This is a genomic window from Neobacillus terrisolis (genome assembly GCF_051233475.1).
Lineage (GTDB): Bacteria > Bacillota > Bacilli > Bacillales > Cytobacillaceae > Bacillus_BU.
In genome coordinates this window covers 202,266-218,738 of the sequence record NZ_JBKFGH010000004.1, presented here as the reverse complement: position 1 = coordinate 218,738, position 16,473 = coordinate 202,266, and the positions used below count along the sequence as shown (strand labels likewise).

Genomic DNA, 16,473 nt, shown 5'->3' with positions numbered 1-16,473 from the left:
TGCCATCAATAGCCCTTATTGGTATCAATTTAACTCGATGTTCTCAGAGAAACTGTAACCAATAACCCTTAACCTAAAAAAGAGGACGATCCACAATCTGGATTCGTCCTCTTTGCCAATTAAACTACTACTCCATTTTTAACATATGCCCGCCGTCAAAGAAGAACAAGTACTTCTCATTTACAGGCTTCTTCAATATTCGTTCAATCGCCTTAGCATAAAGATCGATTTGAACTTTATACCGTTCTTCAAGGGTCGGCATGGCTTCCTCAAAGCCACCTTTAAAACGTTCCGTGATCGAATCCGTTTTATAATCAAGTAAAACCGTACCGTTCCCATCCTCAAACAGACAGTCAATGATCCCTTGTACGAGGACAGGTTCATCCTCACCGTTCCAATCCGCATATACTTCCTTAGCGGAAAGGGACACACTGAACGGAACCTCACGGCTGATTTTATCAGCAGAAAGTAATCGTCTTCCCAATTCTGAATCGAAAAAAGCAACGATAGGTTCTGCAGCAATCACTTCCCTCTGCTCGTTTGACAGAAGTTCTTTTTCCACCATTTCACCTAATAAAGTATCGAGATATACCTCATTAATATTTCTCGTTAAATCCACATGCTGCATGACCATGTGCATGGCTGTCCCACGTTCAGCAGGAGTTAATGCTTTTTCCTGCATAAACCTTGGCCGTTTGAACAGTGGTTTCGTAAATTTTTGCTTTAATTCAGTACCGCCGCTTTCTGGATCAAACAACTCCAGCTGCCGCTTAATTTCTGATACTGATTGTTTCGAGCGATGCATAGAAGCTTCAAAATTTCCATATTGCCATGACAGCTGGTCCTTAACGATTTCCGCAGCATCCGTCGAAATAGGTGCTGGAATTCCTTGTTGTACATAATCCATTACAGCCAATTCTGTTTCGGCAGATTCTTCTGCAAAAGTAGCAACTTCATCAGCCGAAACAGTTAACACTCTCCAATTAGAAGGATGCATGCTAATCTCCTCCGGAACTCGGCCCACACAGCTTTCTTTCCCCGCCGAAAGTGCCTCACAGCAGTCATGATGGCGGACAAGTGCTGGTCCGACCCAGTCTAAGAAGGTTGAGGCAGATGCCCGGTCATATTCAGGCAAAAGCCAGCTCTGGTACTGGGCTACCCGCGACCATTTATCGAAAGATTTTTGCAATTCCTTGGCTGAACCGAGCAAATACAGCTTTTCCTTCGCCCGCGTCAATGCAACATAAAGAACGCGCATTTCCTCAGCGAGCATTTCCTTTTTCTTTTTCCGCTTAAAAGCAAGCTGGGGCAGGGATGGATACGTTATTCGCTTTTCTGCATTCACATATTTAGCGGCAAAACCAAATTCTTTATCCAGCATATACGGTTTTCTTACATCCATTAAGTTAAAATTTCGATTTAAGCCGGCCATGAACACAACCGGAAACTCAAGGCCTTTACTGCTATGGATCGTCATAATCCGGACTACATCCTCTTGTTCACCAAGGGCTCGTGCAGCGCCTAAATCATCGCCACGCTCCCTCATTCGCTCGACAAAGCGCAAAAATCGAAATAGCCCCCTAAATGTGGTTGCCTCATAGGCTCGAGCCCGATCAAATAAAGCCCGAAGATTGGCTTGACGCTGTTTCCCGCCCGGCATGCCACCGACAAACTCATAGAATCTCGTTTCCCGCAGCAGCTGCCAAATGAATGCAGACAGCGAGCCTTGTCGTGCCCGGGTCCGCCAATCAGTCAGCTGATCGTAGAATACCCGCACCTTTTCGTACATGCTTTCATGGTTCGCAGCTGGTGCTTGCTTACAAAACGAAGCTAGCGCTTCATAAAATGTTCCGCTCTTTTGCTGAATTCGGATTTGTGCTAATTCCGCTTCCGTTAAGGCAACGATTGGTGAACGTAATACTGCAGCTAGCGGTATATCCTGATATGGATTGTCAATGACCTTTAAAAGCGAAAGGATGATGGCCACTTCGGTTGCTTCAAAATATCCTGATGACAGATTGGCATAAACCGGAATCCCTTGTTGTTTAAACTCTTCGATGATTTGCGGTGCCCAAGTCATCGAACGCAGCAAAATTACAATGTCACGGTACTTGATTGGGCTTGAACTTTTCAGCTTAGGATTGAATACCTGCTTTCGCTCCTCAATCATCTCCTTAATTTTTCGCGCCATCAGCCTTGCCTCAAGCTGGGATTGCTGCAAATCATTAAGGTCAAACATCGCTTCTGCAGAATCCGCCTCTTCTGTTGTCTCCGAAGTCCCTTCATCTTCTTCTGCAGCTTTGTGATCTGCTTGATCAATTAAGATCACATCAACAGGATAGCCATCTTCAAGTGGGTAACTTGCCCCAAGCTTCAGCTCAGCTGCTTCATCATACTGGATTTCGCCTACTCGTTCACCCATGATCTGTTTGAATAAATAGTTCGTTCCATCAAGAATTTCCTTTCGGCTTCGGAAGTTTTGCGAAAGATCAATTCGGAACCCGGAAGCTTCCCCGTCCGTAGCAAAGCGTTGATATTTACCAAGGAATAAATTCGGTTCTGCTAACCGGAAGCGGTAAATCGATTGCTTCACATCGCCAACCATAAATAAATTACCGGTTTCTTCATCCCCGCTTTTCACGAGCTGCAAAATCGCTTCCTGGACCATGTTCGTATCCTGATACTCGTCGACCAGTACCTCTTTAAACTTCTTTTGGAAAAATAAAGCAGCTTCAGAGGGGAGAAGTCTCCCAGCTTCCTCCACCTTTTCAGTCAGAATTTGCAAGCAATAATGCTCCAAATCAGAAAAATCAACGAGACCCTTCTCTTTTTTTACATTAGAAAACCGGATTGAAAATTCACTTACAAGCTTTACAATGGTTTCGATATGAGGGTTTAATTCTTTCATATCGTTCAAAAAGCTTTGCGGTTTTCTTGAAAAGAGCTCTTTTTGAATATCGGTAATAATCTTCTTCGCTCGATCCCGTAATTTCTTTGCCTTCTCGATGAGCTCTGGGTCGTATTCATCACCTTTACACGTCTTCGCGCGCGAAAAAGGAACGGTTTGAATTAGTTCGTAAAGAGTGTCCCAAGAATCCCTTGCCGAAAGCAGAGCCTCAACATACTGAAGGTCGCCAATAAAATTTTCCGCCCTTGGCGCAGGTCCCCCCGGTTGCTTCGTTAACTCCAGTCCTTCTTCAAGCAATTGTTTTGCCCCCTCAAGCTGCAACTCAATATCCTCGAGCAGCAGTTGGGCAAATGGAAGCTCAGCAATCACGGTATCATCATTCACATCATACATGTCGAGCATCGAGTTTAAGTAAACTTTAGGTGATGGATTGGCAACCGCAAAATTGTATACATCACGAATAATCGTCTGTAAGGCATCATCACTTCGGTCATTGGTAAACGAATCGACTAGAGCAAAGAACGGCTCATTGTTGGTTTTGGCATACTCTTCCTCAAATAATTCATCAATCACTTCATCACGAAGCAATTGTACTTCCGTTTCATCACCAATTCTGAACCCGGGATCTATGTCAATTAAATAGTAATATTTGCGGATGACCTCTAAACAAAAGGAATGCAGGGTTGAAATAGAAGCCCGATTCAGTAATGTTAATTGTTTTCTGAGATTGATTGATTTAGGATCCGCTTGAATCGCTTTTTCTAGAGCTTCCCCAATTCGATGTCTCATCTCAGCTGCGGAGGCATTTGTAAACGTCACGACCAGTAACTCGTCGACATTTATTGGGTCCTCTACAGCGAGAATTCGTTGAATCATCCGCTCTACTAAGACGGCTGTTTTCCCGGAGCCAGCTGCTGCGGCTACGAGGATATCCTGGTTTTTTGCATAAATTGCATTCCACTGGTCTTTTGTCCAGTTAACATCATTCGGTTTTGGAGGTATGATCGAACGAACCAATTGATGAATCCTCCTTTTGAATCGATTCGAGAATTTCTTCTTTCGATAAGATCGGCAAATTTCGATACTCATTATTTTTTAATGATGGGTCAAACTGACAAATCGACTTAAATGAACAAAACGTGCAAGACGTTTTATTTTTCATTTTATATGGTGAAATATCAACGACCCCATCTAACATGCGGTTCCCAGTTTTGACATACGTGTCTCTAACGTAATGAGTGAACTGGGCAAACTCATCCTTCGTCACAACCCTCGACCTTTTTTTCAAGCTGCCATCTTTATTGATCCCGGCAGGAATCAATTGTGAATCCCCTGTTTCTAATGTTTTGTCCATTAATTGAATCACGCTCTGTTCGCCGAGGATCAAACCATTCATCTTAAATTGCTTTAATATGGCTTGCTCAATTTCATCTAGTGAGAGCATTTTCGTCGCTTGAATAATCGGGTTATGGACATGGAAATACAAAACCCCGGCCGGATCGGCATTACGCCCTACTAACGCTTTTGAATGAGTAATAATAATATCAAGGTATGTTAGCATTTGCAGCGACAAGCCATAATACACTTCACTCAAATTTAAATCCCGTTCACTCGATTTATAATCAATGACTCTTAGGAAAACGTTGTCGCCTTCCTCCGCTTTATCGACACGGTCAATTCGACCCACTAACTCCATCCTCGTTCCGTTTTTTAATGAAAACTGGATTGGAGGGAGTTCTGCTTTTGGTCCGAAGCCGAGTTCAAGCCCAATTGGTGAAAAGCCGCTCGCTTTGGCATGTTCACTCAATACATAAGTAGCCCGACTGATAATCTTCTCTAGCTTCCGTTTTAAATAAGCGTGTCGATTAGAGCTAAGCAAGATTTCATTTTGCAGTCTTGGTGCGAGTATTTCTACAGCTTTTCCGGCTAACATTTCACATTGTTCCCTGGACATTTTCGCCCACGACAAGTTTTGCTCGTTGACCGTATCAGCAATTTGCTTTAATGCAGCATGAAACAGCTCCCCAATATCGGGTGCTTCCAAGCGGAATATTTGCCGGTCACGCAGCTTTAATCCATGATGGGCAAAGTGCGAAAATGGACAGCTATGAAACAATTCCATCCGCGACACGCTGGCCTGTATGCTATCACCGTATAGCTCCTGACTAACCTCTTCAGGTAGCATTTTCGTCTTATTTTCATAAAAAAGGCTTGATAACACCTTTGCTGCAATCCCGTGCCATTTATCACTTTCCATATAGTAGTTATAAACATCCCACCAAAAATCATAAATCGGGTAACGCTGCTTCTTAAGCTGAAGCTGTGCTGTCAAATAAGCAAGCGTTGTATTGTCATTGCAGACATATTCGAGCTGCTCTTCTTCTGTCAAATCGGCAGGGTCCGCTACAAATGTATGCTCCTGTGCATGTGGAAACAGCTCCTGCATCCTTTTGACAAAAGGAGATGGAATCAATGCCTTTCCTTCTTCATTTGCTAACGGATAGGTTAAAAACAACATCTCTGAAGGGATCGTAAAGGCCTTATAGGCAAGAAAATTCTCATCAAGCAGTCGCGTCCGGCTAGATGGAGCCATTTTCAACCCCTTCGCAAGTAATGACTCACGGTCCTCGTCTGCAAAAATTCCTTCATCACTCAGCTTTGCTGGCATAACCCCTTCATTTAAACCGATCACAAATGCCACCTTGATTTCCTCAAGTCTGGATTTCTCTAAATCAGCTGCGACAACTTGGTCCATGGCAGGTGGAACGAGAGAAAAGCGGAGTGATTCAATTCCTGATTCCATAATCGTCGCAAATTGTTTCACTTGGATTTTTTCTGCCCCCAGCATCTCTTCAAATTGATCAAGGAGGTCAATGACCCCATCCCATACTTGGTCATGCTCACGGGCTTTAACTAGGTTCCCTTTCTCCTCTTCTATTTGTTTCCAACGCTCAAGCTTTCTTGGAATCTCTAATTCTTCTAAAAATAAATAGAGGGCTTCGGCAAGCTCCTGACCATTCCCCGCTTTTTTCATTCGACGTGCAAAGCGAAGCAGCGGTGCTGTGATCATTTGCCTTAATTCATTTAGCTCTTCCTCCACCCTCTTTTCAGAATCAGTTTGTGGGAGGCTTTCAAGTTCTAATCCTCTTATTCTTCGATAAACCCAAGGCTGTTTTCTCGTCCATTTGTCCCCCTGAATTCCGAAGGCTAAAACATAATTCTCCAATCGATCCATCTGCTCACGAAGCTTAAGTGGATTGCTGTCATGAGGAAAAAGAAGCTCTGTTTTTACCGCACGAAAGATTGGTTCATAACGCCAATTTCCATTAATGATTTCCAAGCTTGACCGCAGCAACTCGATTAGTGGATGATGCTGCATCGACGACTTTTGATCAATATAAAATGGAATTTGATAGTCTTCAAAAACGGCCTCGAGAACATCTCGATACTCATGGCTGTTTCTTGATAAAATCGCGATCTCGCGATATCGATAACCGTCTTTCCGAACTAGAGCTGTTATAGATCGTGCAATCCCTTCGATTTCCGCTCTGCGATTGGCCGCTTGAGCAATATGGATCGCTGTCGTTTCATCATGAAAGGGTTGCACAGGCAAAAAGTCAAAGAATTTTTCAAGATGGAGAAAAGAAGGATTTGTCCATCTAAATGCCTCACCTAATACAAGAGGTTCTTCCAAGGAAATTCCTTCTGAATGAATCATGTCATTCAGAGTCTGGCATGTATCCCCTGTCATTCGGAAAAGATGAAGCTCCTCTGGACTTGTATTGGTAAAAGGCTGATCGAGAGTTAATGAGAGGGTGACCCGCTTGCAATGCTTCATTAATTGCTGAATTACCAGATACTCAATCGGGGTAAAACTATAAAATCCATCTATATACACTTCCGCTTCTTTCAAAAAGGAAGAAGCTGCTGCCTTTTCGGCTAAGAGGCGAAAGTAATCTTCAGAATCAATATATTTATCATGTAAAGCTTCTTCAAATCGTTGATAAATGAGTTCAAGATCGTGGAGTTTATCATGAAGCGATTTTTGATTGGTTGTTTGTTTCGATTTTTCAGCTAGTTCCTCCGGATGAATACAATATCGCTTAAATTCAGTTAATACTTGCTCCATTTGTTCGATAAAGCCATTTTTATCTGCTGCTCTTTTAAATAGTGTAAGCTCGTCCTTTTGATCCTCGATAATTTTCCGAATCAGCATGCTGATCCCGGTGCTGTTTAAGTGATAGCGGTTGAATCCACCAGTTTCTTGGAGAACGCGCCAGGCCAAACGAGTGAAGCTATAGACTTGTGCACGGATCATTCCACCAAGTCCGGGTGTTGTTGCAAGTCTTTGTTCGGATAGAAACGTCATTTGCTCTGGCACCAAGTAAATAATTGGGGCCCCGCCGGGATTTTCTATAAGCCTTTCCCGTATTTCGTTTAGGCAGTTTTGAGTCTTTCCGCTTCCAGACCGCCCAATGATGAATCGAACAGACATGTTTTGTACCTCCTTGTCTGAGCGGAATTTTTGCATATCCATACTATTTTATCATAATCTGACTCGAGTTTTGCCGAGGATCATTGAGTTGCTGGCGTTAAATATTTACAAATAGAACTTGGTAAAGTATAAATTGCGAAGATACTGAACTTGTCTCAAAAGTGGCTATTCTTTTAATGGATTTATTTATTTATTTATTTATTTCATTGCTAATGAAAGGGGAAGGAAGGGGGAATTTGGGATGAACAGTATAAAACCAATACCTAATATTGGATTGTTTTTAAAAAAATTGAAAGTAGAAAAATCAAGCCTTGAAAACAAAATAAAAGTAGGCAATGAGGCATTAAGAAAAAACGAAAACCAATGAATCATAGTTACACACTCCTTATAGTTTACCTTCCGAAAATTGGATAGGCTATCTTCTGAGTCTTAATTCTTGTTAGTTTTAAAGTAACTACCTACCAAATTAACCGTCGTGTAATAAAAGAATATTAATTATAAATCATTGGTTCTTCAAATAAAATCATACTTGCTTAGCTGGGATTCCAAATACCGTTGTAGCAGAGCTTACTTGTTTAATAACAACACTTCCAGCACCAATCTTTGCGAAATCCTTCACCTTTACACCTGGCATTACTACTGCGTGACTACCTAGAAATACCCCTGTACTAAGTTTCGCACTTCCCGTTACATCTGAATGGGAATTAATTGTGCAACCATCACCTATTTGGACATCATGACCAATTGTTACACCTAAATTAAGCAAAACGTAGTCGCCTATTTTTATATCACATGTCAAAATGGCACGTGGACAAACTACACTTCCTTTACCAATTTCAACATTTTTACCTACTAAAGCAGTGGGATGAATTAAACTTTTAAAACTAGCTCCTCGGTCCTCAAGATCTTTTGCGATTTCTAGCTTATCTATCGGATTAGCGATTGCCATCACTAAAACATGATCATCTTGCGGTTGATACTCCTTTATTGTACTCAATATGGGAATGTCATAGTTATAACCTTCAAGAAGATCTAATCTGTCACTAATAAACCCAATAGGCTCTAAATCTTCATCTGAAAAATCTGGAAGCCAACTATATATCATTCTTCCAAGTCCACCAGCACCAACTATAATCACTTTTTTCATTTTTTATCTTCCTTTATTATTCAATGGTTGAAAAGGATACTAAATTTCTGTTAACTGCAATTTGTCATTTACAAGTTTTAATAAATCTCCTACTACAATGCACTCCCTTATTGCCTCATTTGAAACTGTTTGTTGAAAATGCTCATCAAACATTACAATAACCGAAATAAGAGCTAAGGAATCCCAGTTCTCATTATCTTCTAAATAATAGTTATTGGTTAACTCTGCCCTCTCTACTTCCAATAAATGGCCTAATTCTTCTAAAAATTTTTCTTTTTTCACTTTGATCATCCTCTCTAAAATGTATAAACAACTATACATTCACATGAATAATTACACCTAATCAATTCTTTATAAAGAACGATGAACTAAAAAAAATATTCCTTACCCCTGTACTAGTTCAGTTTTCTTTGGTTTGTTACGATATATTGGAAAGAAATTTTTTTGAGACTCTTGATCATAATATTCTTCCCATTTATCAACTAACTTTTTGTATTTCTGCGGATTATGAACTTTTTTACCAATATAAAAATCAAGGGTTCCATAAGGATTGAAACGATATTTGAATTGAAACAAAGAATCTCTTCCTACATGCCCCCCTCCTAAATGAAATACATTTAAGCCGTTTTGTTTTCCCCAAATAGCAATATTATGAAGTAGAAAAACATTCCCACCTAAGTGTAAATATTCTTTCTTAGAACAACCAAGGTGATAATGTAATAGACCTCCTTCGTACATACACAAAGCAGCTCCAATAATCTTGTTATTAAAAAAGACTGCTCCTATCATTGATTTATCGTATAAACTTGACAACAAATTTTTCAAATAATCTGTTGAAAAATATGAATGGGCGGAAGCATTTAATTTATCCATTGTTTCTTTGTAAAGCTGATAAAACTCTTCAATTCTTTGAAAAGCTTCTTCCTTCATAAAAACCTTAAACTCTAGTTGGTTTTTTATTCCTTTATTTACATTTCTTTTATGATTTTTATGATAACTTTTAAAAATATCTTCTTCACTTTTTGTCAAATCAATATAAATAGTCTCCCTATCATATGAAACTTCCATTAAATCCTCCATAAATTTAGCATTTTGGAGTAAGGGATGAAATCTTATAAATTCACAAATAACATTTTCTTTTTGACAATATTCCTCAAATTCCTGTCTGAATTGTTTTATCACCAGTTTATCTTCTACATCGGAAATAGGACCTCCATAGCCATAGGTTGGAGTAATAATGTCATAAAAGTTTTCTTCCATCACGTCATCTCGAAGGAACGACAAAAGATTTATTTTTCTTTTAAAAAATGAATAGCAAATTTTATTCCCTCTTTCATCTTCATAAAAAAACAAATGAGGGTCACCATCTCCCAAACTTTGATACAAATGGTTATAAGAGTGCTCATAAAAGATATCTTTTTTCGTAAGTTGATTTAATACTTCTTCCCATCGGTTCCTCTGCTGATAAGAAATTACCTCATACAAATTACCCACTCCTTTTTACAGTAATATATAAAGTCCAACTATCGCTTAAGCTTACCCAACGAGTTAAGTACCATAACCTCATCAAACTTTATCATTACCGACCCTTCAGAATAATTCCCTATATCTCTTTGATTAGAAAAACCTGATAGATTATTAATTATATTTCTAACGAAGTTTTGTCCCATTTCGTGAGCATGTAAATATCCTCCACCAAATCTTGGGTTTATTTCTGAAATGATAAATCCTCCATCAGTTTTAAAACAATCAATATCAATCGGACCGATTGGATTAAGCACTTGAATTACTTTATCAATTAATTCGAATAGCATCGGATTATACACAGCTACAGACTTGTCAGTCTCTCCAGCCCGCATCTTAATTTTTCTTTTACAAAAAATATTAGTGGTCTTATAATTTATCAAATCAATATAACAATCAACACCATATTCTTCTCCCTCAATAAATGGTTGCATAATTAATTCATTATTATCTTTCCAAATAGCATAAAGTTCTTCAACTGAATTAATAATTGAAATTCCAATGCTAGCACTGCCATTTCTTGGTTTAACAATGATTGGGAACTTAATCCAATTCCTTTCAATATCAGTTATTATTTCATTAATGTTTTTATATGTTGGGACTACAGGTAAGTCATATTCGTGTAAATATTTATAGGTTAAGTATTTATCAAAGCAAATATTTACCACTTCTCTGTTGGACACAATGATTTTAATATTATTTTTTTCAAATTCTTCTTTATGTTCTGCAAATAAACTTAATTCAGGGTCAATCAGACTCAACACTGCGGTTATTTTGTATTTTTCACATAATTGCATAATATGCTTTATATAGTTTGGGTTAGTAATAGGGGGAACTATCTCTGATTTATCTGCCAGATATAAAGCTGGTGCTGAAGAATCACAATCTACTGCGATAACTTCTCCCCCAATTTTACTTAACTCCTCTTTAAAATATTGAATTAACTTCGCTCGTCTACCTACACTGCATACTAAAATATTCATACAAATTTTCCCTCAAATTCATTATTGAACACGTAAAGATTTTCATTAAAAAATTCAGTAAGGCTTTCTTTTTTTCTAACTAAGAAAATTTCTTTATCATCTAAAGCAATAATACTTGGTCTTTCTTTAATAAATGGCGGGTTAAATACAATCGTGTAGGCGCCAACATTATCGAAAATAACGTAATCATTTTTATTTGGTAATTCCCCCTCCACTCCATAAGCTAAGTAATCTTTTTCCATACATGTGTATCCAACAATGTTGTACGAGACATATTTTTGGGTTTCACTTCGTTCTCTCATAACTTTCATTGGTAGATTTTTTTTATGCATTGTAGGCTTAATATTATGTACACTACCATCAATAAGCACAAAATATTGATCTTGAATTTTTTTGGCTTCAATAACCTTTGCAAAAAATGAAAATACATTCGCTACCATGGAGATACCAGGTTCTAATATTAAATAAGGTCTTTTATCTTTATGGCTAAATTCAGAATTCATAATATAACAAACCTCTTCTGCATAATCATCAAAATTTGGGGTTTGAAGGTTAAAGGATGAAGGCACTTCACCATAAATTCCTCCTCCTATATCAATGTATTCTACTGAATCCCCAATATATTGCTTAGCTAACTCACATAGTTTTTTTGTAATCGTACCGTATGTTTTAACCTTTCTCTCACTGGTGGAGAAATGACCATGTAAACCAACAATTTTAACGTTATCTAACTTTTTGAGTTCATTAACTGCGTATTGAAAATTCCCGTTTGAAACACAAATTCCAAATCTGCTTATTTCAAATCCTTCTTGAAGAATACCTCTTTCATCATTTGAAATATCGAAATTAACTCTTATTCCAACTTTCACTTGTTTTTCATGGTTATTTATACAAAAAGTTGTTATATAATCTATTTCGTAAAGTGAATCAATATTTACAATACTATCTTTCTCCAAAGCAGTTTCTATATCATCTGATGTTTTTAATGGACCATTAAAAATAATTTTTCTAGGATCGACACCTATTTTTAAAGCTAAATCATATTCTAATCTTGATACTACTTCTGCATAGGCACCTAACCTGGACATCTCCTTACACAAATAAGGTAAATAGTTGGTTTTATATGAATAACCTATAATAAAATTTGTATATCTGTTTTTAAATGCATTATTAATTTTTTGGTAATTTAATCTTAATTTATTAACATCTAGTAAATAAAATGAAGTTCCAAACTTCCGTTCTAATTCATTAATTTTATGAAAATTTATATTCATTGCTAAGATCATCTCACTTAAATATTAATTAATTGATGGTTATTTTTTTTCATAATTGAACTACTACAAAATCTTACCTTGTTAGCAAAATATTCAATCACATCATTATCGATATCCTCATCAAATTTTCTTGCAAAATACTGGTTTGATTCCTCAATTATCTGAATATCGTTAACAGTTAAATTCTGTGGAGAATTTCGATCATTAAAATTTTCTCCCCACTTTAAAAACAATAAGTTATTATCCATCACATTGGATTTATATGGTGAATTCATGATTAATGTATGAAAAAACCATTCATCAGGGGTATAGGTATTTTCAAAAAAATTTTTATACCATTTATTTTCTTCTAGAAACTTAATAATGTATCTTGCTACATCAAAAGGTAAAGTAAACCACTGTGAACCACTATAAAATGTATAATCTTGAGGCCAATATTTTAAATTAGGAAAAATATTAATACCATTATGAAATAAATCTTGGATTAATCTCCTAAAAACTCTATAAGGGTGTGCAGTAGTAAATCTTCTACGCGTAATTTTAGGCCAATTAATTTTCATTAATCCTAGATCTTGACTGCTTATATCTTTAAATGACATAAATATTTTCCCTGTATTCTCAACCAAAAAGTCTTTAAAACCATCTTTAACTAGTAAATCTTGACCACTTCTAAAACAAACAAAATCATAATTTTGCTTTGAAGCTACCACTTCTTGCAACAGAAGAATCGTTGTAGTTACCTGGCTTACATCACCCCAGTCGCAGATAATACTTTTTTCTAAAATTTTCACATTTGGGCTTTTAACTATTTTCTCTTGTACTTTTTCATAACTTCTTTTATCAATATGAACATAAATATCTGCTTGTTCTTCTGAAATTAGCTGATTAATAAACAGGTTTACCTGATCCGGATTTTTATGAATTTGTAAAATATACGCAGTCCTAAGATTAGAATCCATCTTTATTTCCCCTTTTTAAAAATAGTGGCAAAAAACAGTTCACTATAAAGAACACTTAACCTAAAAAAATTTTTGTATTAATTTAACCCTGACCTTGGTTTCATTTAATGTTTATTTAGCATCCCTTAATGTTAACAAATTAATTTCAGGGGTATTAAATAACCTAAATTTTAATAATGGAAGTGCCTCACTACTACCTAATCCAGTACTTACGTATTGTTTTATATCTTTATATCCCCATAAACCTTTTACCCTGTCCTGCGGAGGAAGTAGCCCTTTTCGAGGGTACCAGCCTTCAGGAATAAAAATTGCACCCAAAAAGGGAAGTCGAATTTGTCCACCATGGTAATGCCCTGCTATGACCAGATCGTAATCTCTGATTATAAAATTCGAATTTGAAATTAAGTAATCAAGTCTTTCATCAACAATTGGGAAATGAGTCAATCCAATTAAAACATCTGAATCAAACTTGTGATCAAGTGATGAAAACTCATCAAATAATTGTTTTTGGTGGTTTAAATATTTAGTTGAGCTATTTTCTGTTTCCAAAGTATCTTCAATTGATTTTATGGCACTATCCTTATCCTGGATAGAAAACTCAAAATCAATGAAATGTACTTTTGTACTGCCTTTCCTTATTGTATGCAAAGATTCAAGAAGCTTAACTCCTCTTTTCTCCATACCTGAAATAAGATCCGTTTCCTTATAGAGCGTATCTTTATTTAATGAGTAAATATCTGGATCGGAATTACCAGGCACAAACAAAGCCTCATCTTTATTATCAATCCCTTCCAACAAAGTGAAAAAAGGTTTATAATTAGTACTTTCACTGTTTACTAACATATCCCCTGTAAACACAATTACATCGAATGATATTGAATTTATCTTCTCAATTAATCTAACTTGATTTTGACCAAATTCTTTTTCATGTAAATCTGTAACCTGAAGAATCGTAAATCCTTTCAACTCATCTGGTAAATTGTCAATCCTCACTTCTTGTTCAACTATCTTAATTCGATTATTGTCAAGTATTGTGTAAATAACTAGTATAGATATTATTAGTATTGTAATAATTAGGATCGTTTTATTTTTTTCCATTGGTCAATTCCTTTTTTTCATTTTATCACCCCCTGGATAATAAATTTCTTCGATCCCGCGAACTACCTCCCAACAATATTATTTTGAACAGACCTTGATAGTGAATCAGGTACAGTTATAAAGTTTTGTGCGTTATCCGTTAACACATTATTTCTTATTAAAACATTTGTAGGTGGTTCAGAATTACGATCTAATTCAATTGCAGCACCTGTTAAATAATTATCACCTTTATCGGTTGTATTTGAAATCTTATTTTCTGAAATAATTAATCCTTTCAAAGCACCATTACTGTATTGTCTTTGAATAATCCCCCTTTTTCCTCCTAAAATTATGTTATTAGTTATCTTAATATTAGACATTAGACGATCCTCTACAGAAATATATACACCCGAAGCTTTTTTTACAATATTGTTATCAAAGGTAATATTCCGAGTAGTTCCCTTTATGAAAAGCGCGTATTCTCTTAGGTTTGTAAATTTATTCCCCCGAATCAATAAACCATTAATACGCATATCATTATATACATCGTAGTCCGTAAAAACACCGTACTCAAAATTATTAAACGTATTATCCGCTACTGTAGTATTGGTAATATCCTTAACTGATGCAAAGAATGAGATCCCATTAACTCCAGAACCGGTAAATTTATTTCGAATAATCTTAGTATCCCGCGCACCAGCTATAATGTGAACGCCATAACCTGAAGTGTTGATAATATTATCAGAAATATGGGTTCTTTTAGAAAGCATCCCCCATGTCCCTTCAATTACAATGCCATTTTTTGAGTCTATCTTATTTTTACTAATTTTAAGGTCTTCATTTTTAATCCAAACAAATACGGATGAAACATCAAGCGTATTATGATGAATATTTGCATCTTTTGTTTCCATAACAAGAAATTGGCCATTAGGACAGTTTACCGTATTGTCATAAAAATCAACATTATGGTAGAAATTCCCTGAATCCTTTCCACCTTCAAGTTGAACACAATATCCCTCTGTATTAGAAATAAACGAATTATCATGAATTTCTGCGTTATAGAAAGACATTTCTTCCCATGGCTCAAAATGCAGGGCCGGACGTCCTATATTTGATGTGCTAATATTATTAAAGATTTCAAGATTATTAACTTGTTCCAACACAATATTTGAGCGCCGATTATTTTTTAAAATATTGTTTGAAATTATGACGTAATTACTTGTTTTTGATGATCCTGAAATAGAGATTCCGTCCCCGACAGCATTAATTAGTCGATTATTATCAATTAATATCTTTTTGCTATCCCAAGCAAAGATACAGTGCATGTGTTCTATTCCATTAGGATGGTTTTTATTATTCCCATCACATGTTATGTTCTGAATCTTTGTATTACTTGTATTTATCAAGTTTATGACACGAGTATAGTCATCTGGTGCATGATCAGATAGTTTTATAATGACGTTATCACGATTTTCACCTACAAGATTAACCTTGGATTTAAGGAAGATAGGTTGTAAAATATAGGTTCCTATCGGAATAATGACATCCCCTCCACCTTTTTTCGATAAATTGTCTATTGCATCTTGGAAGGCATCCGTATCATCATGAATTCCGTCCCCCTTAGCACCAAAATCTTTTACATTTACCTGTTTACCATTCCTGGATACTGACACAGGAATTGTTTTGGTTTCACCTTCATATTTGACTGTAATACTAGCAAATCCTGAACCTACTGCAGAAATTACACCAGAAGTATTTACCATAGCAACTTTCTTGTTTGATGTAGAAAAAAGGCTTTCATTTGTGACTTTTTTACTAGATCCATTTGAATAATTAGCAGTTACAACTAACCGATAGTTTTCCTTAGGTTTTAAGTCATAACTTGTTCCATTTAAAGTTAACGAAGAAGGAGATCCAGATGGGGTTTCACCTTCCAAATTTTGTAGTAAAAAATCAAATACATGTTGATTCGGTATTTTTATTATTTTGTTGAACCCCCAATAAATAAGGATAGTAATAATAAATAATTTCAAAATGAAAACGATCCATCGACTATTATTACCTTTTTCCAAAAAATCACCTCCATATTCCACCCTATATGGCCTC

The 16,473-nt window shown here is 36.4% G+C and carries 11 protein-coding genes; 1 reads left to right on the top strand and 10 read right to left on the bottom strand.

Annotated elements, in window-relative coordinates:
* Nucleotides 1–127: 127 nt before the first annotated feature.
* Both addA and addB read right to left on the bottom strand, forming a co-directional pair.
* A complete protein-coding gene (addA, locus tag ACI48O_RS03115; RefSeq protein ID WP_435560249.1) occupies nt 128–3,925 on the bottom strand; it encodes a helicase-exonuclease AddAB subunit AddA in 3,798 nt (1,265 codons plus the stop codon).
* Nucleotides 3,891–7,403: a helicase-exonuclease AddAB subunit AddB gene (gene addB / locus ACI48O_RS03110; RefSeq protein WP_435560248.1), complete on the bottom strand. Its 3,513-nt coding sequence runs from the start codon at nt 7,401–7,403 to the stop codon at nt 3,891–3,893. Before addB ends, addA begins: the two co-directional genes overlap by 35 nt.
* A 241-nt stretch (nt 7,404–7,644) precedes the next feature.
* Between addB and ACI48O_RS03105 the strand changes: the two genes are divergently transcribed.
* Nucleotides 7,645–7,770: a hypothetical protein gene (locus ACI48O_RS03105; RefSeq protein WP_435560247.1), complete on the top strand. Its 126-nt coding sequence runs from the start codon at nt 7,645–7,647 to the stop codon at nt 7,768–7,770.
* A 156-nt stretch (nt 7,771–7,926) separates the two neighbouring features.
* Here ACI48O_RS03105 and ACI48O_RS03100 read toward each other — a convergent pair whose 3' ends face one another.
* The 8 genes from ACI48O_RS03100 to ACI48O_RS03065 all read right to left on the bottom strand — a co-directional run bounded on the left by ACI48O_RS03100 (nt 7,927) and on the right by ACI48O_RS03065 (nt 16,439).
* Nucleotides 7,927–8,550, bottom strand: coding sequence for an acetyltransferase (locus ACI48O_RS03100; RefSeq protein WP_435560246.1), 624 nt, complete (start codon nt 8,548–8,550; stop codon nt 7,927–7,929).
* A 39-nt stretch (nt 8,551–8,589) separates the two neighbouring features.
* Nucleotides 8,590–8,832, bottom strand: coding sequence for a hypothetical protein (locus tag ACI48O_RS03095; protein WP_435560245.1), 243 nt, complete (start codon nt 8,830–8,832; stop codon nt 8,590–8,592).
* A gap of 102 nt (nt 8,833–8,934) precedes the next feature.
* The gene (locus tag ACI48O_RS03090) at nt 8,935–10,035 is read right to left on the bottom strand and encodes a lipid II:glycine glycyltransferase FemX (protein WP_435560244.1); all 1,101 of its coding nucleotides are present in this window, start codon (nt 10,033–10,035) and stop codon (nt 8,935–8,937) included.
* Nucleotides 10,036–10,073: 38 nt separating this feature from the next.
* Nucleotides 10,074–11,057, bottom strand: coding sequence for an ATP-grasp domain-containing protein (locus ACI48O_RS03085; RefSeq protein WP_435560243.1), 984 nt, complete (start codon nt 11,055–11,057; stop codon nt 10,074–10,076).
* Entirely contained in the window at nt 11,054–12,331 is a 1,278-nt protein-coding gene (locus ACI48O_RS03080) for a type III PLP-dependent enzyme domain-containing protein (RefSeq protein ID WP_435560242.1), read from the bottom strand. The genes ACI48O_RS03085 and ACI48O_RS03080 overlap by 4 nt, the downstream gene beginning before the upstream one ends.
* 17 nt (nt 12,332–12,348) lie before the next feature.
* Nucleotides 12,349–13,290 carry a beta-1,6-N-acetylglucosaminyltransferase gene (locus ACI48O_RS03075; protein WP_435560241.1) on the bottom strand — a complete coding sequence of 314 codons (942 nt, stop codon included), beginning with the start codon at nt 13,288–13,290 and terminating at the stop codon, nt 12,349–12,351.
* Nucleotides 13,291–13,401: 111 nt separating this feature from the next.
* Nucleotides 13,402–14,388 carry a metallophosphoesterase gene (locus tag ACI48O_RS03070; RefSeq protein ID WP_435560240.1) on the bottom strand — a complete coding sequence of 329 codons (987 nt, stop codon included), beginning with the start codon at nt 14,386–14,388 and terminating at the stop codon, nt 13,402–13,404.
* Between the two features lie 62 nt (nt 14,389–14,450).
* On the bottom strand, nt 14,451–16,439 hold the full coding sequence (locus ACI48O_RS03065) for a right-handed parallel beta-helix repeat-containing protein (RefSeq protein ID WP_435560239.1): 1,989 nt from the start codon (nt 16,437–16,439) through the stop codon (nt 14,451–14,453).
* Between the last annotated feature and the right edge of the window lie 34 nt (nt 16,440–16,473).